Genomic DNA, 20,245 nt, shown 5'->3' with positions numbered 1-20,245 from the left:
CCTCGAAATCAGTGGTTGGCGATTGTCTGTTAGCCCCTGACAACCCGTCTGCGTTGCAGGCGTCTGTTGCCAGGGAGCGAGGGAGCTTGCCAGGCAAAAAGGTGACCGGTCGATTGTCGAAATCCTGACTGTCCGCCTTTTTGCCTGTTTTCATGCGTTGTTCCCCATGCCTTAAGGGGCCGGAATAATAACCGTACTGTGATCGAGGGAGACCGCAGTCTGGGCCAGAAGTCTGCCGTTGATCGAGGAGCCGGTATTCATGGCAATGTTGGTTTGCGCCAGGATATTCCCTTCAAAGTGGGAACCGGTACCAAGGGTCACGGCATCGCTGACCTGCCAGAAAATGTTTTTGGGCAGGGCGCCGCCGGTCAACAGGACCTGCATATTGGGGCTGATATCGAGGGTCCCGGTGATCTGGAACAGCCAGGTATCGTTCGGCCCGCCGTTGAGGGTGAGGTCGGTGGTGATGGTCACATTGGAACCCCAGGTGTAGGTCCCCGGGGCCAGGGTCTGCCCGGCAACGGTTCCGCTGCCAAGGTTCAGGTTGGGACCGACCCCGGCGGGTCGTCCGGCGGCGTCGGTGTAGGCGGTTTCCAGGTTACTGACCGCCGTGGTCAGCATGACCGGGTCGATTATGGTGCAGGGCAAGGGACCGGCCGCGTCAACGGCGTAAATATTTCCGGTCACTTCGGCGCAGCTTACACCGATCGCCGCGCCACTGATCGGACTGACGCCAAGGTCGCCGATGATGATGGAGGCGGGAACATCGGTGATGGCCGCTTTGGAGAGTCCGGCAAAATTTTCGGCCAGGCCGAGAATGACCGGGGGCGGTCCAAGGGGCAGGGCTGCAACGGTGGTGAATTCCCAGATATAGTCGCTCGCCAGCGGGTTGCCGCCCAGATCGGTGGCGCCAGTGGTGATGGTGGCGGTATAGAGGGTGTTGGGCGCGAGATCGAGGGTCGGGTTGAAGTTCGCGGTGTTGCCGATGTAAGTGACCGCGCCCGCCACCGGATTGACTCCCTCTTTCAGGGTGAAGGTCAGGGTGGTGAGGGTCAGCGGGTCCATCGCCTCGCTGAAGGTCGCGGTGATGTTGCTGCTGATAGCGACCCCGGTGGCGAGATCGATCGGAACGGTGGAGGTCACGGTGGGGGGGGTGGTGTCTGCGGCGACGCCGGTGGTGAAACTCCAGACATGATTACTCGCCAGGGGATTGCCGGCCAGGTCCGTGGCCGCAGTGGTGACGGTGGCGGTGTAGGTGGTGCTGGCGGCGAGATCGACCAGGGGGTTAAAGACGGCGAGGACGCCGGAGTAAGTGACCGCGCCCGCGACCGGATTGACGCCGTCACTCAGGGTGAAGGTCAGGTTGGTGATGGACAACGGATCCATCGCCTCACTGAAGGTGGCGGTGATGTTGTTGCCGATGGCGAGGCCGCTGGCTCCGTTGAGTGGGGCCGTGAGCGTAACGGTGGGTGCGAGGGTGTCGGGCGCCGCGCCGGTGGTAAAGCTCCAGACATGGTTACTCGCCAGCGGATTGCCGGCCAGGTCGGTAGCCGCCGTGGTGACGGTGGCGGTATAGGTGGTGTTGAAGGCGAGATCGGTGGCCGGGTTAAAAATTGCGGTGACGCCGGCGTAGGTCACACTCCCCGCAACGGCGGTTCCCCCGGAAGCCAGGGAAAAGCTGAGGTTGGTGAGGGTCAGCGGGTCCATCGCCTCGCTGAAGGTGGCGGAGAGGTTGTTGCCGATGGCGACGCCGGTGGCGCCATTGATCGGAACGGTGAGCGTCACGGTAGGAGCGGTGGTGTCAGGCGCTGCGCCGGTGGTAAAGCTCCAGACATGGTTACTCGCCAGCGGATTGCCGGCCAAATCCCTGGCGCCGGTGGTGATGGTGGCGGTATAGGTGGTGTTGAAGGCGAGATCGGTGGCCGGGTTAAAAATCGCGGTGACGCCGGCGTAGGTCACACTCCCCGCAACGGCGGTTCCCCCTGAGGCCAGGGAAAAGCTGAGGTTGGTGAGGGTCAGCGGGTCCATCGCCTCGCTGAAGGTGGCGGAGAGGTTGTTGCCGATGGCGACGCCGGTGGCGCCATTGATCGGAACGGTGAGGGTGACGGTAGGTGCGAGGGTGTCAGGCGCCGCGCCGGTGGTAAAGCTCCAGACATGGTTATTCGCCAGCGGATTGCCGGCCAAATCCCTGGCGCCGGTGGTGATGGTGGCGGTATAGGTGGTGTTGAAGGCGAGATCGGTGGCCGGGTTAAAAATCGCGGTGACGCCGGCGTAGGTCACACTCCCCGCAACGGCGGTTCCCCTGAGGCCAGGGAAAAGCTGAGGTTGGTGAGGGTCAGCGGGTCCATCGCCTCGCTGAAGGTGGCGGAGAGGTTGTTGCCGATGGCGACGCCGGTGGCGCCATTGATCGGAACGGTGAGGGTGACGGTAGGTGCGAGGGTGTCAGGCGCCGCGCCGGTGGTAAAGCTCCAGACATGGTTATTCGCCAGCGGATTGCCGGCCAAATCCCTGGCGCCGGTGGTGATGGTGGCGGTATAGGTGGTGTTGAAGGCGAGATCGGTGGCCGGGTTAAAAATCGCGGTGACGCCGGCGTAGGTCACACTCCCCGCAACGGCGGTTCCCCCTGAGGCCAGGGAAAAGCTGAGGTTGGTGAGGGTCAGCGGGTCCATCGCCTCGCTGAAGGTGGCGGAGAGGTTGTTGCCGATGGCGACGCCGGTGGCGCCATTGATCGGAACGGTGAGAGTGACGGTAGGTGCGAGGGTGTCAGGCGCCGCGCCGGTGGTAAAGCTCCAGACATGGTTATTCGCCAGCGGATTGCCGGCCAAATCCCTGGCGCCGGTGGTGATGGTGGCGGTATAGGTGGTGTTGAAGGCGAGATCGGTGGCCGGGTTAAAAATCGCGGTGACGCCGGCGTAGGTCACACTCCCCGCAACGGCGGTTCCCCCTGAGGCCAGAGTAAAGCTGAGCGGAGTGATCGTCCCCGGCTCCATCGCTTCGCTGAATGTGGCGGCGAGGTTGTTGCCGATAGCGACTCCGGAGCCCCCGTTGGACGGGACGCTGGAGGTCACCGTAGGCGCCGTGGTGTCAGGGTTTGTGCCAGTGGTAAAGCTCCACACATGGGCTGCCGCCAACGGATTGCCGGTCAGGTCCCTGGCGCCGGTGGTGATGGTGGCGATATAGGTGGTGTTGTAAGCGAGTCCGGCGGTCGGGTTGAAGACCCCGGTGACGCCCGAATAGGTAACGGTCCCGGCAATGGGAACGCCGCCCTGCTGCAAAAGAAAAGTTGTACTGGTAATGGTCTCTGGCGCCATCGCTTCGCTGAAGGTCGCAGTGACGTTATTGCCGCTGGCGACCCCGATTTCCCCGTCGGCCGGGGAAGTTGAAGTCACCGTGGGTAGGTGATCCCCATCCCAATGACTGGTTTTTCCGTCTCCGCCGCACCCTGAAAACAGAAAAACGCTGACAATCAGGGTGAGCAATCGATAAATAGGTTGAAATCTGATTCTTCTCATGGCAATTGTGCCTCCTGTCCATTCATACATTTGGGGTTCTTTCCGGTGTGCCGAGAGCCAGGCAGAAAGCCGGCGCGCCCAGGGGCGCTGCCAAACCCGGATGGTCCCGGACTGATTCCAGTGTGCTGAGCTACAGACCCAACAGCCAGGGACGGGTCCGCATCAAACCACACCAACGAGTTCAATCGTGCCGGGGCAATAGGACCGTACCCCGTGCACCCTACCCAGGATTTCCCCGGTTTTTCTCAGCTCTTTTTCGCCCCCATGACCAGCAGCACGATGCCGCCAACCAGGGCGAATCCCCCGACGATCGGAGGGAGCGGCAGGGTTCGGGTCTTTTCGGCGGTCATGTGCAATGGGCCGAGATCGACCACTTTCTCCCGGGTGGTTATGCTGATCCCCTGGTAGACAAAGGCCGCGACCGCGATAACTATCAGGATGATGCCGGTCAAGGTGTAGGGTTTCATAGGGAGGGTGTAAAAAAGATTGTGTAAATGGCCATTCAGGGGTACACCGGGACCCCACCCTCTAAGGAGCCCCCATGGCCATCGAAAAAGATCTGCTGGACCGTCTGCTTGCCGACTACAAGAAGCCCGAAGACCTGATCGGCGAAACCGGCTTGCTTAAACAGCTCACCAAGGCCCTTCTGGAACGAGCTTTGGAAGCGGAATTGACCCAACACCTGGGGCACGAGAAGCATGCTCCCGTGGCCACGAAAGGCGGCAATGCCCGCAATGGCAAGTCGGCCAAAACCATCAAGGGCGAATTCGGCAAACTGCCGATCGAGGTTCCGCGTGACCGGGACAGCAGCTTCGAGCCGCTCATCATTCCCAAGGGCCAGACCCGCTTCGCCGGCTTCGACGGCAAGATCATCTCCCTCTACGCCCGGGGGATGACGACCCGGGAGATCCAGGGGCATCTGGAAGAGATTTATGGCGTCGAGGTCTCTCCCGCCCTCATTTCCAGCGTGACCGATGCCGTCGCGGACGAGGTCAAGATCTGGCAGAACCGACCGCTCGACGCCCTCTATCCCATCGTCTATATGGACGCGGTCCGGGTTAAGGTGCGGGACAACGGCCACGTCAGCAATAAAGCGGTCTACCTGGCCCTGGGCGTCACCCTGGACGGCATCAAGGAGGTCCTGGGTATGTGGGTGGCCGAGAACGAGGGCGCCAAGTTCTGGTTACAGGTGGTGACCGAGTTGAAAAACCGGGGTGTCGAAGACATCTTCATCGCCTGCGTGGACGGGCTCAAAGGTTTCCCCGAGGCCATCGAAGCGGTCTTTCCTCGCACCCAGGTCCAGCTCTGCCTCGTTCACATGGTGCGCCATTCTCTCCGCTACGTCTCCTGGAAACAGCGCAAGGAAGTGGCGGCCGATCTGAAGACCATTTACCAGGCCGCGACGGCCGAGCAGGCCGAAATGAACCTGACGGAGTTCGAAGCGAAGTGGGATAAAACCCACCCTTCCATCGGCCAGTCCTGGCGGCGGAACTGGGAGAGAATCACCCCTTTTTTCGCCTACCCGGCGGAGATTCGCAAGGTGATCTACACCACCAATGCGATCGAATCGCTAAACATGTCGCTGCGCAAGGTCACCAAGAACCGGGGCTCATTCCCCAACGACGCAGCCATGTTCAAACTGCTCTACCTGGCGCTGAACAATATCGCCAAGAAATGGACCCTGCCGATTCGGGACTGGAAGGCCGCCCTCAACCAGTTCTCTATCTTGTTCGAAGGCAGGTTGCCGGTTTACTGACGACAAAAACCCAAGCCATTTACACAAACTGATTTACACCGCCTTCATAGGGTTCCTTTCCAATGCTGATGAGGTAATGCCTGCTCTTTGGCCCGGGCATGCCACGGGAGGTCGATTACTCACCGAAAACCTTCTTGATAACGCCGACCTTCCCCTGGACCTTGCCGGCAATCTGCTCGGCCGTCCCCTCGGCTTCCAGTTTGGGATTGTCGCTGAGTTTTCCAGCCACTTCCTTGGCCTTGCCTTTTATTTCGTGCAGCACGCCTTCCGCTTTGTCTCTGGTACCTGATTTCATGACGTCCTCCCATCGATGTTGGTGGTTAACTTCGCTGCGGCTAAAAGGGTTGCGCTGCATGCGACCCGCCTCGTGACCTGCACTGGGTTGCGGTCGCTCAAAGTTTTCGTTCCAGAATTCGCCCGTCCTCATCCGAGATGACGACCTCGACCCGCCGGTTACGCTGTCGGCCCTCGGCCGTTTCGTTGCCGGCCACGGGAAATTCGACGCCATAGCCGCGGGTCTGGAGCCGGCGGGAATCGATCCCGCTCGCCCCGAGCAGATTCCGCACCGCTTCGGCGCGCTGTTCGGAGAGGCGCTGGTTGTAGGCCACCCCCCCGGTACTGTCGGTGAACCCCTCGATCAGGACATTCCGCGTCGGGTATTCGGTCAGAAACGCGGCGACCTTGTCGATGGTGTACTGCGCTCCCGGGCGGAGTTGGCTCTTGTTGGTGTCGAACAGAACATCCCCCAGGGTGATGACCAGGCCGCGTTCCGAAGGAATGGCCTGCAATTCGGCGATCTCTGCTTCCAGCTTCCTCGTCTGTGCTTCGGCCGCCAGCGTCGCGGCCCTGGCCGTTTCCGCATCGGTGGTCAGCGCTTCGGCCTGGAGACGGGAGGCGTCGGCTTGCAGGCGAGCGGCGTCGGCCTGCTCACGGGCGGCATGGGCCTGCTCGCCGGCAACGGTCGCTTTCCGGGTTTGCTCCTCGGCCAGGCGCACCGCCTGATCCGCCTCCCGGGTCCGCGCTTGCAGAAGAACCGTGTTCCGTTCCTCGCTGGCCGCCTCCACCGCCTGCTCCGCCAGTTTCACGTTGCTGACCTCCCGGGCGATGGCGGTGCGTTGCCTGGCCAGATAGGCGTAGTGCTCCACTTCCGGAGCCGGGGCCCCCGCCTTCAGGGATTGGTCTGCCTGATCGAGGTCGAGTTTTGCTTTTTGCAGTTCGAGGGGGGCATTCTTCTGCACGGCTGGATCGCTCTGGGCTTCGACATAGGCCGATCGGGCCTGTTCCAGCAGGGCATTGTCTCCGACGGCCGGGCTGCACCCGGACTGCAGCATGCCAACAACGGACACCCCGAGCAGCAGCATCAAGGGCGACGAAAATAGCTTCATGGTGGTCTCCTCTGCGAAAATTAGCGGTAATGATTCAGGTACCGGACGATTAGCGGCGCATCTCTTCCCGCAAGACACGGATGCTTTCCTGCAGTTCCGCCACCACCTTCTGCGACTTGGCGGAGCGCGCCTTGGCTTCCGCCAAGTTGGCGTCGGCCATGGCTTCATCGGCGAGCCGCCCGGCCTGGAGGTTTTCTTCCCGGCCCATGGCAAGCTTGGCCTGGCTCAGCTTGTCCCGGGCCGATTTAAGTTCGACCGGGGCGAACTCTGTGGCGCCCGAAGTTTCCGCCTCGGCAATCGACTGGGTGGCCAGGGTGAACTGTTTTTCCGGGGCAGGCGCCGGGACGGCACAGCCGGCCAGAAATGCCATCACCACCGTGGCCAGACTCGCATTCCGCAACATCCTGATCTTCATCTTCATTTCCACTCCTTCGGGTTCATTTGCGTTGGGGTCCTGAACTGCTTTCCGCGATCGTTGTGTTCGCCCGTTTCGGTTCGACGGCAACCGGACAGCGCTTTTTGCACCTTCCTCGCTACGGTGCGCCGCGATCCTTTCCTGCCGCCGGCGCCCGCTGCTCTCTTTGCCGGTCGAAGGTTTGCAGCTCGGTTCCGGCAGACAGACCGCCTTCGCCCACATTGGTGTAAACTGTTAACTCGCAACGAACATGCCGCCGCCAGGCTGCCAATTCATGGTTTGCAAGGTATTGAATATAAAGAGGAAAGGGAAGTTGGCACGGAGGAGTCGAAGAAAGGGCCGCCAGCGGCGGCCATCAAGTTTGGCATAACCGTCAGATATGACGGGCCGGACAATGCGGGACAAAGCAAAAGTTCGCTGGTTCAAAACGAGGATTTGCAGCCGACCCGGGGACTGTTCGCCAGCCCCCCGGGTCCGGATCTGCGGAAGGATGCGGCCATGAATTCACCACCTGCCCGGCGGGCTTTTCCCCTGGCCTTGCTTGCACTGCTGACAGCACTCTCCCTGCCGGCATGCCTCGGCAGCCGTCCGTCCGGGTCGGCAGGGCTTGCGCCCTTTACAAGCGACGGCTGCAGTCTCTTTCCCGACGGCACCTTCACGGAGCGGGACAAGTGGTGCGACTGTTGCCAGGATCACGACCTTGCCTATTGGCAGGGGGGGAGTGCGGACGACCGCGACCGGGCCGATGCGACCTTGCGGGACTGCGTGCTGGCGCGGACCAACGATCCGCAACTGGCGGAAACCATGTACCTTGGCGCGCGGGTGGGCGGGCATCCGGCGTTTCCCACCTGGTACCGCTGGGGCTACGGCTGGTCCTATGGCCGCGGCTATCAGCCCCTTTCGGACCCAGAAAAACGGCAGGTTCAACGGGGGCTCGCGGCCTATGTGCACCAGCATCCGACGGGGTATTGCGCGGAGAAGCACCCGGACCCTTAAGGGGTAAGGGCGATGTGCGGGTTGCCGGCCAGGGCTGAGCCTGGCCGGCAGCCCGGCCGGTACCCGCAACCCTAACCCGGTGGCGGCCTTAAAAAGAGCGCTGCCAGCGCAGGCCGAGGAAATCGGGGCCGACGATGGGCGCCAGATGGGTCGCCTGTTCCGGGGTGACCGTGAGCAGGGCGACGCCATAGGCCAGGGCACCGCTGGCGATGACATCGCGCCAGCGATGATGGTCGGTGTCCACTCGAACGTAAGCGACGTAGGCCGCCGCCAGGTAGGCGGGGGTGCCCCACTTCCAGCCGTAGCGCTCGCCCAGAAAGGTTGCACCGGACATGACGAAGGCCTCATGGCCGGAGGGGAAACCGTACCCCTTGCCGTTGGGACGTTTGCCGAGGCTGGTTTCATTGAATCCGACCCGCAGCGCCGAGACGAGGACCTGGTTCACCGCGGTATTGCGCAGCCATTGTTTCTGCCCCTCGGTATCGTCGGTGAAATAGGCCACCAGCAGGCCGGTAAGCGGCACCACGCCGGTGAGGACGTCCGCCGCCAACTCGTCATTTCCGTAATCGCTCCCGGCGGTAGCCGGAGAAGCTTGCAGCCCGAGCGCCGTGAGCATCCAGCACACCACCAGGTATTTGCTGCCAGGAATCCGCATGGTTGAAATCCTCCGGAAGGTTAAGGTCCGCCAGCGCTTTGGGGCCGCCAGTCGACGGCGCCGAAGCGGGTCTGGCCAAGATAGGTGTAACCCAGACTGACAGCGGCTACGGTCTGTTGGGTGTCCTTGAGGTTGGTATACTCGGCATCCCGTTGCGAAAAGGTGTAGCGCAGGGTAATGCCGTGGAGGTTGTACACCCGCACGGTGAGGGTAGCGACGGCGCGGATCACATTCTCCGACCCGTCGCTTTCCGAAGCCGCCAGGCCGCTGACGTAGTAATCCCGGAGCTCCAGGTCGATGGCCGCCCGGTCAGCGAGGATAAGACGGGATGCCAGCAGGCCCTGCGGGCTGACGCCGCTGTGATAGTCCCGTTCCCCGGCGCCGCGCACCGTACCGGCCGAGCCATAGCCGACTCCGGCGAGGGCGGTTCCCTGCAGGGCCACCCGTTCCGACAGCCACCACTGGCCCGTCGTGCCGAGCCCGAGTGCCGTGGTCGAAACGCGAAAGATCTGCGGCGCGATGTAGTCGTACATGCCATAAAGGCCCCAGACGCCGCGGTAGTTGTCACCTGCGGAATAGTCGGTGCCGTAGAGCAGGCCGCGGCTGATGATGTTCTCGAAAATGTTGCTGCCGGCGGCGGTGAACTGAAAGTCAAAATAGTCGAAGGGGCGGGTGTAGCTGTAGCCGGGTTTCCCCGGAAGACCGTAGCCGATGGTGAAGTCGGCGATGGGCTCCCCTTCTCGGTAGCTCTGCGGAACCGCTTCGGCATCGGTGGCGGCGTTGCGGCTCACGTTCGATTTCACCGTAGCGGTCAGGTTCACGCCGAGCTGGAACCGTGTGAAGACGGCCGGGTTGTTGCTGCGGAAGACCCCCTTGAAACGTTTTCCGTAGGCGAAACGGTTGATGCCGGTTGCTGGCGAGAGGGCGGTCGCGCCGAGTTCGCGCCAGAATCCCGGCCGGCCATTGCCGCTTTCCAGCAACAGGCTCGCCATGCGATAGAGCGGCTCGCCCAGGATCGTCCCGCCGAAGCCGGTGGTGAATTCATCGTTGATCGAGGGGGGACTGGTCTCTCCCGCCAGTTCCCAGAGCAGGCTTCCGCCGGCGGTATAGGCGAGGGAATCCCAGTAGTCGAGGCCGGCAGAACGGGCAAAGCCGAAATACATCGACCCGGCATAGGGATGCATGAACTGGTTGATGGAAAACTGGTCGCTGTCGGTGACCCAGCCGCCGGTCAGGTTCTCCTTGAAGGACGAAAAACTGGAATGGTAGACCTCGTCCTCCATAAAATGCCGGTCATACTGATTGAGAAGGAAGAGAAAGCCGGCAATGTCCGCGGCCGGGACCAGGTAACTCTTGCCGTCCCCTTCCCCCCAATGCAGCACCGGCCTCGGTTTTTCATCGGCAAAGGCCGTTGGCGCGGCCTGCTGCGACCTGCTGTCGAGGGTCGCATCCTCGGCAAACCCGGGGACCGGCAGCAGCAGGGCCAGCAGCAAGAGCGGATTGATAAGGGTCCGCAGGCAGGTGAGATTTGCCCGCATGCGATGCAGCGTGAAAAAATTGAGCGCTCTGCGGCCGCGCCGGTCTGGCGCCAATCCGGCGCCCCCTCGGCGCAGAGCCTGCTGCGGCGCCGGCTTTCCTCTGGGCGAAGAATTCCCGCGGCGGAGTGCATCCCCGGCAACCAGCCAGCGGCCGGTGAAGCATTTCAGGGCATGCCGCCGCCCGCCGACGGTCAGCGCCGGCTGAGTCCCCCTGTCGCACACCGATTTAAAGGTGCTGTTTTTCCATAGCAAGCGAATTTTCAAGTTTGCAACCCCCTGCGCCAAAAGGCTTCTGGACCGGCCCCAGGACAAAGGCCCCGGCGGCCGGCTCCGGTCTTTCCATGGGTGGCGATCAGGAGGGGAGTCCGCAACAAGCATGCCGGGGAAAATCTTCCCGGGTTGCGCGTGCAGGAGGCCGAAAATACAGGTGAAAGGGGGCAGGGGGGCGGAAAGAACCGCCGGCAAAAGCCGTCACATTTCCCATTGCTGTTGCATGTGACGGGTGTTGCCGACAGCTGCGCCGGGGAGAAGGCAAGGGGATCTCAGGATCGCCGGATGCCGTACTTGCGCATCCGTGCGCGCAGGGTGCTGGGGTTGAGGCCCAACAGGACGGCCGCGCCATTTTTCCCTTCGACGCGCCAGTTGGTTTTATGCAGTACCTGGAGGATATGGTCCTGTTCCAGCTCGGCGAGGCCCTTGACTTCCTTTCCCTGGTCCGGGACCTTGCGGAAGGTGTCGAACCGGTCCAGCACCTGCAGCGTGGGCCCCTGGGTGGTGATAAGCGCCCGCTCGATGACGCTCTCCAGCTCACGCACGTTTCCGGGCCAGGGGTATTCCTGGAAGATCTTCAGGGTCGCTTGCGGGACATCCCTGACCGCCCTGCCGATCTTCTTGTTGAATTTGGCGAGAAAGTGATGGAGCAGCGGCGGGATGTCCTCGGTGCGCCGCCGCAGGGGCGGAATGGTGATCGGAAAGACACTGAGCCGGTAGAAGAGGTCCTCGCGGAAACGGCCGGCACGAATCTCCTCCTCCAGGTTGCGATTGGTGGCGGCAATGATGCGGACGTTGACCTTGATGGTGCGCGGGCTGCCGAGCCGTTCGAACTCGCCGTCCTGGATCACCCGCAGCAGCTTGACCTGCAATTCCAACGGCATCTCGCCGATTTCATCGAGGAAGATGGTACCGCCGTCGGCCAGTTCGAAACGCCCCATCTGGCGGGCGTGGGCTCCGGTGAAGGCGCCCTTTTCCCGCCCGAAGAGCTCACTTTCGATAAGGTTTGCCGGCAGCGCCGTGCAGTTGACGGTGATTATCGGCCGGTCTTTGCGGGGACTGCGGCGGTGAATTTCGCGCGCCACCATCCCCTTGCCGGTGCCGGTTTCACCGAGCAGCAAAACCGTTGCATCCTGAGGCGCAACCTGTTCAATGCGATAGAAGACATAGGCCATGGCATCACTATGGCCAATAAGTTCGCCAAAGTTCGTATCCTGGACCAGCACCTGCTGCAGCTCGGTATTCTCGAGTTGCAGGCGGTCGGTGAGCCTCCTGATTTCGGCAATGGCCTCCTGCAGGGAAGCTTCCGTTTTTTTGCGCTCCTCGATTTCGCGGGTGAGGTCGGCGTTGGCCCGGGTCAGCTCGGCCGTCCGTTCCCGCACGGTCTCCTCGAGCCGGTCATGGGCCTGCTGCAACTTCGCCTCCAGCTGGCGGCGCACCGTGACGTCAATGGCCGCCGTCAGGACCGAATTTTCCCGCGTCTCACTGGCGACCGCGACGCTCTGCAGCTGGGCAAAGATTTCCCTGCCGTCGCCGCAGCGGAGCTTGATCTCACAGCGCAGGGTGGCCTGCTGGCGGCGAACGGCCTGGAGGTGAAGGGGAAAGACCTCGCGCCCCTCGTTATCCCCGATAAACCGGGCGAAGGGGGTCTGGCACAGGCGGCCCCGTTCGACTGCCAGCAGGCGCGAAGCGGCGAGATTGACCTCGCAGATCAGGCCGTCCGGGTCGAAGGTGAAATAGCTGACCGGGGCAAAATCAAAAAGTTCCGCATAGTTGTTGCGCGAGAGTTCCAGCTCCTGGCGGGCCCGTTGCAACTCCTCATTCTGCATCTCCAACTCGACCTGGTGGACCGCCAGTTCATGGACGAGGCGCTGGCTCTCACTCTCGGTCCGCTGAGGTGGCAGCTCCGGTTCGCCGGCACGCAAGCGCGCCTCGGCCTGGTTGCGGAGTTGTCTCTTTTCCTTTTGCTGGTTATCCCCTTTGGTCATTCCTTCGCCCCCGAGTGGTCTGTCGTCAGCACTTCATGCAGAATCCTGCTCAAGCTTTCAATCCGGTAGGGTTTGGCGAGCGCTCCGCTGAAGCCGCTGGCGCCGAAATCGGCCAGTACCGGATCCTCCTAATAGCCGCTGGAGACGATCGCCTTCACCGCGGGATCGAGTTCCAGTAGCAGTGCGATGGTCTCCTTGCCGCCGCAGCCGCCGGGAATCGTCAGGTCGAGGATGACGGCCGCAAAGGGGGTGCCGGCCTCCTGGTTCCTGCGGTAGAGCGCGAACGCCTCCCGGCCGTCGGTCGCGCATTCGACCTGATAACCGAGGGCTTCCAGGGAGTGCCGGGCCACGTCCAGGATCAACGGGTCGTCATCCATGACCAGGATCCGTCCCTGGCCGGTGAGCAGGGCGTGGTCGAGTGCCGGTGCGGTCGGTTTTACCGTCGGCAGCGCCGGCAGGCGGAGATGGAATGAAGCCCCCTCTCCGGGGGGGGATGTGACGCTGATCGTGCCGCCATGCTTCGCCAGAATTGAATGACAGATAGCCAGGCCGAGGCCGTTCTTCTTCGCCTTGGTCGTGAAGTAGGGATCGAAAATCCGTTGCAGCAGTTGGGCGGGAATCCCGGTTCCGGTATCGGTCAGGGAAATCTCGATCAGGGGTGTGGTCTCCGCCGGTGGTGGCAGGTTGTTTGCCGTCACCCGGAGTGAGCCGCCGGCCGGCATCGCCTCAATGGCATTGAGAACCAGGTTGTGGAGGACCTGGGACAGCTGCCCTTCGTCGGCTGCCACCGGCCAGAGGTCCTCGGCGAGGGCAAAGTCGCACCGGACGGCGGAGCCGCGGGTGGCCAGGGTGACCGTTTCCCGGAGCAGGCCGGCGACGGCGATGGTTTTCTTCACGGGGACGCCGCCCCGGGCAAAGGTGAGGAGCTGCCGGGTAAGGTCGCTGGCCTTGATACAGGCGTGTTCGGCGTCCTCCAGGAACTTCCCCGCTTTCCCGGGGTTCTCCAGTTGCAGCCGCGCCAGGGAGATGCTGCCGAGAATGCCGGTGAGGAGGTTGTTGAAGTCGTGGGCGATCCCCCCGGCCAGGACCCCAAGGGATTCGAGCTTCTGGATTTTCAGGAGTTCCTGACGGTTCTGTTGCAGCTCGGTGACGTCGATCAGCGCCAGCCGACATTCCGCTTCGGGGGAGGTCTTGCGGGCTTCAATCTGCCCGATAAGGGGGCGATCACGATCCCCCTGCAAGGCCAGTTCGCAGCTGCCCACCTCTTTGCCGGCAAAGATTCCGGCGAGGAAGGCAGCGAAGGCCGGGCGCTGCTCCGGGGTAACCAGCTGCCCGAGGCGGCTGCCGGTCAGCCGGGAGCGGGGGACTCCGAGCAGGGTGGCGCCGGTCAGGTTCACGGTCAGAATCGTCCCTTCCCGGTCGAGGGTGAAGTACCCGACCGGGGCGAAATCGAAGAGGTCGGTATACTTCTCAAGCAGGGCTTCCACCTCGTCGCGGGCCTGGCGGAGTTCGGCGTTTTGGATCTCCAGCTCGGTCTGGTGGACCTGCAACTCGTGCAGCAGTTTCAGGGAATCGAGGGGATCCCCGCTCGCCGCTGACGGGTCCCGCTCCCGCAGCCGGTCTTCGGCGCGTCGGCGCAGGTTGGTATTGCCGGGTCGGTCCTTCTCCTCGTCGCTTCCCATGGCGTGGCTCCCCTCTCCGGTCAAATTCCCTTCAGTCGGGCTATCTCGTCGCGCAGTTCACGCTCCAGCGTCTTGGCCGCGGTAATCTCGGCCAGGGTGATCACCACCCCGTCGATAACGTCGCTGGCGGTGCGGTACGGCATGATGCGCACCTGAAACCAGTGGCCATCGGTGGTGGCCACCTCTTTTTCGGCGACAATCAGGGTCTGCAGCACTTCCCGGGCAGTGGCGGACAGATCGGCATGGGCGAAGTCGCTGGCGAGGTCGGAGAGGGGGCGGCCAACGTCCCCCGGGATCAGCTTGAACAGCTTGTTGGCGCCGGTGGTGTAGCGCCGCACCTCCAGCTCCTTGTTGAGAAAGATGGTGGCAATCTCGGTGCTGTTGAGGAGGTTGCGCATGTCGTCGTTGATGCCCGCCAGCTCGTCCATCTTTGCCTGCTGCTCGGCGTTGACCGTCTGCAGCTCCTCGTTGAGGGACTGCATCTCCTCCCGCGAGGTGGTCAGCTCCTCGTTGGTCGACTGCAGCTCCTCGTTGGTCGACTGCAGCTCCTCGTTGGTCGACTTGAGCTCCTCCTCGGAAGACTGCATCTCTTCACGGGTCGACTGCAGTTCCTCGCGCAGCTGCCGGACCTCCTGCTCCAGTTCGAGGACGCGGGGATGGCCAGCCGGCTTCTTCCGGGTGCGGCCAGCCGCTTTGGCGCTCGCCGGCGGGGCTACTTCGCTGAAAACGATCATCACCATACCGCGCAGCGCCACCGGTCGCTCGATGGTCTGGACCGTGATGTCCACGGTCGGGGCGTGGTCGCCCGCCTCGACCGTGAGCCCCTTGAGGGCCACCGGCTCCTTCTGCCGCAGGGCCTGCTGGAAGGCGGTGTTGAGGTCAAAGCGCAGCCCTTCCCGGGCCATGGCGAAGATATTCCAGTTCGCCTTGCCGGCCGCCGGCTCCAGATACTTGCCGGTGCGGCCGCTGATGTAGAGGATATCGCCCTGGCTGTTGACCAGGACCGCCGGCGGCGAAAACTGCTGCAGCAGCAACTGGTCGGCAAGGGATTGGAGGTTGGCGGCGGGTTCGGGCATCCTTTGCTCCTTGGTCAGGCCCGGCAGGGCGGGAACGAACGCGGGGGGGAAGGCGATCCTCGCGCTGGCCAGGAGGGATTCCTGGCGGCGGAAGAGCCGGGCCTTGGCATCGAGGGGCGCGAAGAGTTCGGTAAAGGCACCGATGCTCTCCGAGCTCCCCAGAAAGAGAATGCCATCCGGTTTCAGGATGTAGTGAAAGAGGGGCAGCAGTCTTTTCTGCAATTCCGGGGTCAGGTAGATCAGCAGGTTTCGGCAGATCACCAGATCGAGGCGGGTAAAGGGGGAATCCATGATGACGTTCTGGGTGGCAAAGGTCACCATCTCCCGGATCTCCTTGCCGACCCCGTAACTATCCCCGTCCCGGACAAAGAACCGCTGCAGGCGCTCTTCGGAAACGTCGGCGGCGATATTGGCCGGGTAGCAACCGATACGGGCCCGGTCGATGGCGTCCCGGTCGAGGTCGGTGGCGAAGATCTGCAACTTGAAACGCTTGCCGGAGGGAAGGGGATCGAGGGCTTCCCGGAAGGTCATGGCGAGGGAGTAGGCTTCTTCGCCGGTGGAGCAGCCGACCGACCAGGCCCGCAACGTTGCGCCGGCGGGGCACTTCGCCAACAGCCCGGGGATGGCGACCGTCCGCAACTTCTCCCAGGCGGCCGGGTCGCGAAAAAAACCGGTCACGCCGATGAGCAGTTCCTTGAAGAGCAGTTCCACCTCCTGGGGATTCTCCTGCAGAAACCGGACGTAGCCGGCAATGCGGTCGATCTGGTGAATCCCCATCCGCCGCGCGATCCGGCGGAAGATGGTGTTCTTTTTGTAGAGGGAAAAGTCCTGGCCGGTCCGGGACCGCAGCAGGATGACGACCTTTTCCAGGGCGCTCTGCTCTTTTTCTTCCAGCGGCGGCTCGGAGCGGGTCATGCCCCGGGCGTGGCTGAGATTGGCCAGAATCCGGCCGGGCAATTCCTTCACCGGTGCGACCAGGTCGGCGAGCCCGGCGGCGATGGCGCTGCGCGGCATGGAATCGAAGCGGGCCGTGGCCGGCTCCTGCACCAGGGTCAGCCCCGACTTCTCCTTGATCGCCCGCAGCCCCAGGGTGCCGTCCGAGCCCATGCCGGAGAGGATGACCCCGATGCTGCGCTCGACCTGGTCTTCGGCCAGGGAACGGAAGAAGAAATCGATGGGGAGGCGCAGGCCGCGGGGCTCCGCCGGGGCGAAGAGATGCAGGGTCCCGTGCAGGATCGACATGTCCTTGTTGGGCGGGATGACGTAAACGCTGTCGGGTTTGACCTTCATCCGGTCGCGGACCTGGACCACCGGCATCGCCGTCGCCCGCTGCAGCAGTTCCGGCATGATCCCCTTGTGGGTCGGGTCGAGGTGCTGAACGATGACGAAGGCGAGGCCGGACTGTACCGGCACCTGGCGCAAAAACTGCTCCAGCGCTTCCAGGCCGCCGGCGGAAGCGCCGATGCCGACGATCGGGGGCGCCGCGTGTGGCGTGGGCCCGATTGCGGTAGAATGGGTCTTGCCCCCTTTGGGCTTGGGCGGTCGCGGTGATTTTTCCATAACCTAGGTATAACAGTATTTTCGGCAAATGTCCCGGATCGTACGCCGGGAGCTGGTCAGCGCCACCTTAACCGGGCCGGGGAGGCCGGTCGCCGCGCGCTGCGGAAGATAACCCTCAGGACCCACGCAAAGAAGGAGCCGTTCATGGCGAAACCAAGCAAAATAATCCTGATGACCGGCGGCGGACTGGTTGGCCTCCTGCTCCTTGGCGCCGCGGCGCTGCTCCTGTTTGTCGATGTCAACACCTACAAGCCCCGCCTGGAACGGGCCGCTTCGGCGGCCCTGGGGATGGAGGTCGCCATCGGCGGCCGCCTGGGGCTGCGCTTTTCCCCGGGGCTGGTTGTCACCTTGCGGGAGTTGCATCTTCGGCAGGGTGGGGCGGAGATCGTCACCGCCGAGGAGGCCAGCCTGGGCATCGCCCTGCTCCCCCTGCTGCAGCGGGAGGTCCGGGTCCGGTCGATCACGGTGCGTCACCCCAGGATCACCCTGGAGCGGAACCGGACCGGCCAGTTCAATTTCACGAGCGCGGCGGCGGTCCAGCGCAAACGGCCTGCTCTGGAGTTGGCGCGACTCGCCCTTAAGGGGGCTACCCTGGTTTACGCCGATGGACTATCCGGGACGGAGCTCGAAGCCCGCGACTGCGACCTCGAGCTGCATCATTTGCGGCTTGCCGCCGGGGGCGGGGGCGGTCCCTTGCAGTCCGTAAGCTTCACCGCGAAACTTGCCTGCAAGTCCTTCGGGGACGCCGACCTCTCCGCCACCGCCCTGGGGCTCGCGGCGGCGGCGAAAACGGGGGTCATCGAACTGCAGCCGGTCGCCATGACCCTGTTCGGCGCCCGGGGGACCGGTCGCCTCCACGCCGATTTTACCGGCGAGAGTCCCCACTACAGCCTCGATTACCAACTGCCGCAGTTTCCGATCGGCGAGTTCTTCCAGACCCTGGGGACCGCACCGGTCGCCAGCGGAACCATGGATTTCACCGCGCAATTGTCCCTGCACGGGAAGAGTCGCCAGGAATTGCGCCGGAGTCTGGCCGGAGAGATCTCCCTGCGCGGCAGGAATATCATTCTCAAGAACCGCGATCTCGATGCGGAACTCGATCGCTTCGAGTCGAGCCAGAGCTTCAACCTGGTCGATGTCGGCGCCTTTTTTATCGCCGGTCCCCTCGGCGTGCTGGTCACCAAAGGCTACAACTTTGCCAGCCTCCTTACCGGGGCGGGGGGGAGCAGCGAGATCCGGACCCTGGTCTCTGACTGGCAAGTCGAGCAGGGGGTGGCGCAGGCGCGGGACGCCGCCCTGGCGACCGGGGAGCACCGCCTCGCCCTGCAGGGCGGACTCGATTTCGCCAGCGAGCGCTTCGTCGACCTGACCGTGGCGATGATCGATGCTAAGGGGTGCGCCCTGGTGGAGCAGAGAATCACCGGCAGTTTTCAGCAGCCGGTGGTGGAAAAGCCGAACTTCTTCGCCACGCTGACCGGGCCGGCGATGCAGCTGATCAGGCAGGGGCTCTCTCTCTTTCCGGGGGGGGAGTGCGAGGTTTTCTATTCCGGTTCGGTGGCGCCGCCGCCATGACGGGGTCACAAGACTGCTGCATCCCGACGGCAATTTATGCTATGGTGTCCCCCGCCCGTGGAGCCTGCGGGCCGTCAGCTGAAGATCCGTTCCAACTCGCCAGCGTTCATGCCAAGGAGCCAGCCATGTTCTTTCCCGAATACCGTGCCCGCCGCCTGCGCCGCAACGCCAACCTGCGCCGCATGGTCCGTGAAACCTTCCTGCGTGTCGACGACCTGATCTACCCGATGTTCTCCGCCTTCGGCGAGAACATCAAAAAGGAGATCCCGTCGATGCCCGGCATCTACCAGCAGTCGATCGAGCACATCGTCGCCGAGGCGAAGGAGGTGCACGCCCTCGGCATCCCGGCGGTGATCCTCTTCGGCATCCCCGAGGCGAAGGACCCCCTCGGCCAGGACGCCTACAGCGAGAGCGGCATCATCCAGGAGACGATCCGCGCCATCAAGGGAGCGGTGCCGGAGCTGACGGTGATCACCGACGTCTGCATGTGCGAGTATACCGACCACGGCCACTGCGGCGTGATCAAGGCGGGGGACGTCGACAACGACGCCACCCTGCAGCTCCTCGCCGCCGAGGCCCTCTCCCATGCCCGCGCCGGCGCCGACATCGTCGCCCCTTCCGACATGATGGACGGCCGGGTGGCGGCGATCCGCGAGATCCTCGACGCCAACGGCTTCGAGCAGATCCCGGTGATGAGTTACGCCGTCAAGTACGCCAGCGCCTACTACGGGCCGTTCCGCGACGCCGCCGACTCGACCCCCCAGTTCGGCGACCGCCGCTCCTACCAGATGGACCCGGCCAACCGCCGCGAGGCCTTCCGCGAGGCGGCCCTCGACGTCCAGGAGTGCGCCGACTTTCTGATGGTCAAGCCGGCCCTCGCCTACCTCGACATCCTGCGCGACATCAAGGAGCGTTTCGACCTGCCGCTGGTCGCCTACAACGTCTCCGGCGAGTACAGCATGATCAAGGCGGCGGCCGAAAAGGGGTGGATCGATCACGACCGGGTGATGCTGGAGACCCTGCTCGGCATGAAGCGCGCCGGCGCCGACCTGATCATCACCTATCACGCCAAGGAGGCGGCGAAGCTGCTCGCCTGAGGCGAAGCGGTCCGGCTCGGTTATACTGGTAGGCATGAGCGAGCCCGATCCCGCCGCCAACGAACTCAGCCGCAGCGAGACGATCACCGCCCTGGCCCATTACTACCGGGCCGAGGCGGCGCGCAGTCTTGCCTGGCGCGAACGCCTCGACCGCACCACCAACTGGGCGGTCGGCGGGACCGCGGCCTTTCTCGGCTTCGGTTTTTCGCACCCGGAGTTCAACCACACCTTCTTCCTCTTCGGGCTGGCGATCATTTACATCCTGCTTTTCGTTGAGGCGCGCCGCTTCCGCTTCTACGACGCCTACGAATACCGGGTACGGCTGCTTCACCAGCATTTCATCTACGGCATCCTCAACGGCCGGCTTGAGGTGCAGCCCGGCTCCTTCTGGCTCGCCGAGCTTGCCTCGGACCTGCGCTACCCGCAGTACAAGATGGCGATTACCACCGCTCTCGGGCGGCGGCTCTACGCCAACTATGTTTACCTCTTCGCCGTGCTGCTGACCGGCTGGCTGGTCAAGATCTTCATCCACCCGCTGCCGGCCCGCTCCTGGCAGCAGTTTCTCGACCAGGCCGCCGTCGGCCCCGTGAGCGGCTGGGTGATCTTCGCCCTGCTCCTGGCTTTTGCCGGCCACCTGGTCTGGCTGATCCTGCTGGCGCGCCGGCGGCACGGCGGCGGCGAGCTCTTCTGCCGCCTCGACGACCGGCCGCCACTCCCCCCGGATTCCCTGGACGAATCCTGAA

16 protein-coding genes are annotated in these 20,245 nt (G+C 63.6%); 5 read left to right on the top strand and 11 right to left on the bottom strand.

Translation table 11 applies throughout. From position 1 onward, the window contains the following. Positions 1 to 171: 171 nt before the first annotated feature. The 3 genes from DBW_RS16835 to DBW_RS16825 all read right to left on the bottom strand — a co-directional run bounded on the left by DBW_RS16835 (position 172) and on the right by DBW_RS16825 (position 3,979). Entirely contained in the window at positions 172 to 2,280 is a 2,109-nt protein-coding gene (locus DBW_RS16835; RefSeq protein WP_066729144.1) for an Ig-like domain-containing protein, read from the bottom strand. Beyond that, positions 2,277 to 3,389, bottom strand: a complete 1,113-nt coding sequence (locus DBW_RS16830; RefSeq protein ID WP_197463674.1) for an Ig-like domain-containing protein — start codon at positions 3,387 to 3,389, stop codon at positions 2,277 to 2,279. Before DBW_RS16830 ends, DBW_RS16835 begins: the two co-directional genes overlap by 4 nt. Positions 3,390 to 3,757: 368 nt before the next feature. Then, a complete protein-coding gene (locus tag DBW_RS16825; RefSeq protein WP_066729141.1) occupies positions 3,758 to 3,979 on the bottom strand; it encodes a hypothetical protein in 222 nt (73 codons plus the stop codon). A gap of 74 nt (positions 3,980 to 4,053) precedes the next feature. Between DBW_RS16825 and DBW_RS16820 the strand changes: the two genes are divergently transcribed. Further along, complete coding sequence (locus DBW_RS16820; RefSeq protein ID WP_066728004.1) at positions 4,054 to 5,268, top strand: IS256 family transposase; 1,215 nt, start codon at positions 4,054 to 4,056, stop codon at positions 5,266 to 5,268. A 115-nt stretch (positions 5,269 to 5,383) separates the two neighbouring features. Here DBW_RS16820 and DBW_RS16815 read toward each other — a convergent pair whose 3' ends face one another. The 3 genes from DBW_RS16815 to DBW_RS18850 are packed head-to-tail and all read right to left on the bottom strand — an operon-like array spanning position 5,384 to position 7,074. Beyond that, complete coding sequence (locus tag DBW_RS16815; protein ID WP_335339847.1) at positions 5,384 to 5,623, bottom strand: CsbD family protein; 240 nt, start codon at positions 5,621 to 5,623, stop codon at positions 5,384 to 5,386. A gap of 37 nt (positions 5,624 to 5,660) precedes the next feature. After that, complete coding sequence (locus DBW_RS16810) at positions 5,661 to 6,653, bottom strand: OmpA family protein (protein ID WP_066729137.1); 993 nt, start codon at positions 6,651 to 6,653, stop codon at positions 5,661 to 5,663. A gap of 49 nt (positions 6,654 to 6,702) precedes the next feature. Further along, the gene (locus tag DBW_RS18850; RefSeq protein ID WP_066729135.1) at positions 6,703 to 7,074 is read right to left on the bottom strand and encodes a DUF4398 domain-containing protein; all 372 of its coding nucleotides are present in this window, start codon (positions 7,072 to 7,074) and stop codon (positions 6,703 to 6,705) included. Between the two features lie 492 nt (positions 7,075 to 7,566). On the opposite strand from DBW_RS18850, the gene DBW_RS16800 reads away from it, so the two are divergent. Continuing rightward, on the top strand, positions 7,567 to 8,064 hold the full coding sequence (locus DBW_RS16800) for a hypothetical protein (RefSeq protein ID WP_066729892.1): 498 nt from the start codon (positions 7,567 to 7,569) through the stop codon (positions 8,062 to 8,064). A gap of 88 nt (positions 8,065 to 8,152) precedes the next feature. Here DBW_RS16800 and DBW_RS16795 read toward each other — a convergent pair whose 3' ends face one another. The 5 genes from DBW_RS16795 to DBW_RS16775 all read right to left on the bottom strand — a co-directional run bounded on the left by DBW_RS16795 (position 8,153) and on the right by DBW_RS16775 (position 16,833). Next, entirely contained in the window at positions 8,153 to 8,719 is a 567-nt protein-coding gene (locus tag DBW_RS16795) for a phosphatase PAP2 family protein (RefSeq protein ID WP_066729133.1), read from the bottom strand. Positions 8,720 to 8,739: 20 nt separating this feature from the next. Then, positions 8,740 to 10,257, bottom strand: a complete 1,518-nt coding sequence (locus tag DBW_RS16790; RefSeq protein WP_066729890.1) for a DUF3943 domain-containing protein — start codon at positions 10,255 to 10,257, stop codon at positions 8,740 to 8,742. 542 nt (positions 10,258 to 10,799) lie between these two features. After that, positions 10,800 to 12,515 carry a sigma-54-dependent transcriptional regulator gene (locus DBW_RS16785; protein WP_066729131.1) on the bottom strand — a complete coding sequence of 572 codons (1,716 nt, stop codon included), beginning with the start codon at positions 12,513 to 12,515 and terminating at the stop codon, positions 10,800 to 10,802. A gap of 128 nt (positions 12,516 to 12,643) precedes the next feature. Beyond that, the gene (locus tag DBW_RS16780; protein WP_066729130.1) at positions 12,644 to 14,197 is read right to left on the bottom strand and encodes a two-component system sensor histidine kinase NtrB; all 1,554 of its coding nucleotides are present in this window, start codon (positions 14,195 to 14,197) and stop codon (positions 12,644 to 12,646) included. A gap of 20 nt (positions 14,198 to 14,217) precedes the next feature. Further along, positions 14,218 to 16,833 carry a chemotaxis protein CheB gene (locus tag DBW_RS16775; RefSeq protein WP_066729129.1) on the bottom strand — a complete coding sequence of 872 codons (2,616 nt, stop codon included), beginning with the start codon at positions 16,831 to 16,833 and terminating at the stop codon, positions 14,218 to 14,220. Positions 16,834 to 16,977: 144 nt separating this feature from the next. Here DBW_RS16775 and DBW_RS16770 point away from each other — a divergent pair, with 144 nt between their 5' ends. The 3 genes from DBW_RS16770 (at position 16,978) to DBW_RS16760 (ending at position 20,244) form a co-directional block, all read left to right on the top strand. After that, positions 16,978 to 18,405, top strand: coding sequence for an AsmA family protein (locus DBW_RS16770; protein WP_066729128.1), 1,428 nt, complete (start codon positions 16,978 to 16,980; stop codon positions 18,403 to 18,405). A 125-nt stretch (positions 18,406 to 18,530) separates the two neighbouring features. Beyond that, entirely contained in the window at positions 18,531 to 19,502 is a 972-nt protein-coding gene (gene hemB / locus DBW_RS16765; RefSeq protein WP_066729127.1) for a porphobilinogen synthase, read from the top strand. A gap of 34 nt (positions 19,503 to 19,536) precedes the next feature. Beyond that, positions 19,537 to 20,244 carry a DUF2270 domain-containing protein gene (locus tag DBW_RS16760; RefSeq protein WP_066729126.1) on the top strand — a complete coding sequence of 236 codons (708 nt, stop codon included), beginning with the start codon at positions 19,537 to 19,539 and terminating at the stop codon, positions 20,242 to 20,244. Position 20,245 lies beyond the last annotated feature (1 nt).

The sequence above is a fragment of the Desulfuromonas sp. DDH964 genome (assembly GCF_001611275.1).
Taxonomy (GTDB): domain Bacteria; phylum Desulfobacterota; class Desulfuromonadia; order Desulfuromonadales; family DDH964; genus DDH964.
The sequence above is the reverse complement of the archived record's forward strand: the minus strand, read 5'-3'. Positions and strand labels throughout refer to the sequence as shown.

What these genes read in the sequence shown, in the direction of transcription:
- hemB (WP_066729127.1), top strand. Translation starts at nt 18,531, where the DNA reads ATGTTCTTTCCCGAATACCGTGCCCGCCGCCTGCGCCGCAACGCCAAC.
- DBW_RS16760 (WP_066729126.1), top strand. Translation starts at nt 19,537, where the DNA reads ATGAGCGAGCCCGATCCCGCCGCCAACGAACTCAGCCGCAGCGAGACG.
- DBW_RS16795 (WP_066729133.1), bottom strand. Translation starts at nt 8,719, where the DNA reads ATGCGGATTCCTGGCAGCAAATACCTGGTGGTGTGCTGGATGCTCACG.
- DBW_RS16800 (WP_066729892.1), top strand. Translation starts at nt 7,567, where the DNA reads ATGAATTCACCACCTGCCCGGCGGGCTTTTCCCCTGGCCTTGCTTGCA.
- DBW_RS18850 (WP_066729135.1), bottom strand. Translation starts at nt 7,074, where the DNA reads ATGAAGATGAAGATCAGGATGTTGCGGAATGCGAGTCTGGCCACGGTG.
- DBW_RS16820 (WP_066728004.1), top strand. Translation starts at nt 4,054, where the DNA reads ATGGCCATCGAAAAAGATCTGCTGGACCGTCTGCTTGCCGACTACAAG.
- DBW_RS16790 (WP_066729890.1), bottom strand. Translation starts at nt 10,257, where the DNA reads ATGCGGGCAAATCTCACCTGCCTGCGGACCCTTATCAATCCGCTCTTG.
- DBW_RS16775 (WP_066729129.1), bottom strand. Translation starts at nt 16,833, where the DNA reads ATGGAAAAATCACCGCGACCGCCCAAGCCCAAAGGGGGCAAGACCCAT.
- DBW_RS16810 (WP_066729137.1), bottom strand. Translation starts at nt 6,653, where the DNA reads ATGAAGCTATTTTCGTCGCCCTTGATGCTGCTGCTCGGGGTGTCCGTT.
- DBW_RS16825 (WP_066729141.1), bottom strand. Translation starts at nt 3,979, where the DNA reads ATGAAACCCTACACCTTGACCGGCATCATCCTGATAGTTATCGCGGTC.
- DBW_RS16815 (WP_335339847.1), bottom strand. Translation starts at nt 5,623, where the DNA reads ATGCAGCGCAACCCTTTTAGCCGCAGCGAAGTTAACCACCAACATCGA.
- DBW_RS16780 (WP_066729130.1), bottom strand. Translation starts at nt 14,197, where the DNA reads ATGGGAAGCGACGAGGAGAAGGACCGACCCGGCAATACCAACCTGCGC.
- DBW_RS16785 (WP_066729131.1), bottom strand. Translation starts at nt 12,515, where the DNA reads ATGACCAAAGGGGATAACCAGCAAAAGGAAAAGAGACAACTCCGCAAC.
- DBW_RS16770 (WP_066729128.1), top strand. Translation starts at nt 16,978, where the DNA reads ATGGCGAAACCAAGCAAAATAATCCTGATGACCGGCGGCGGACTGGTT.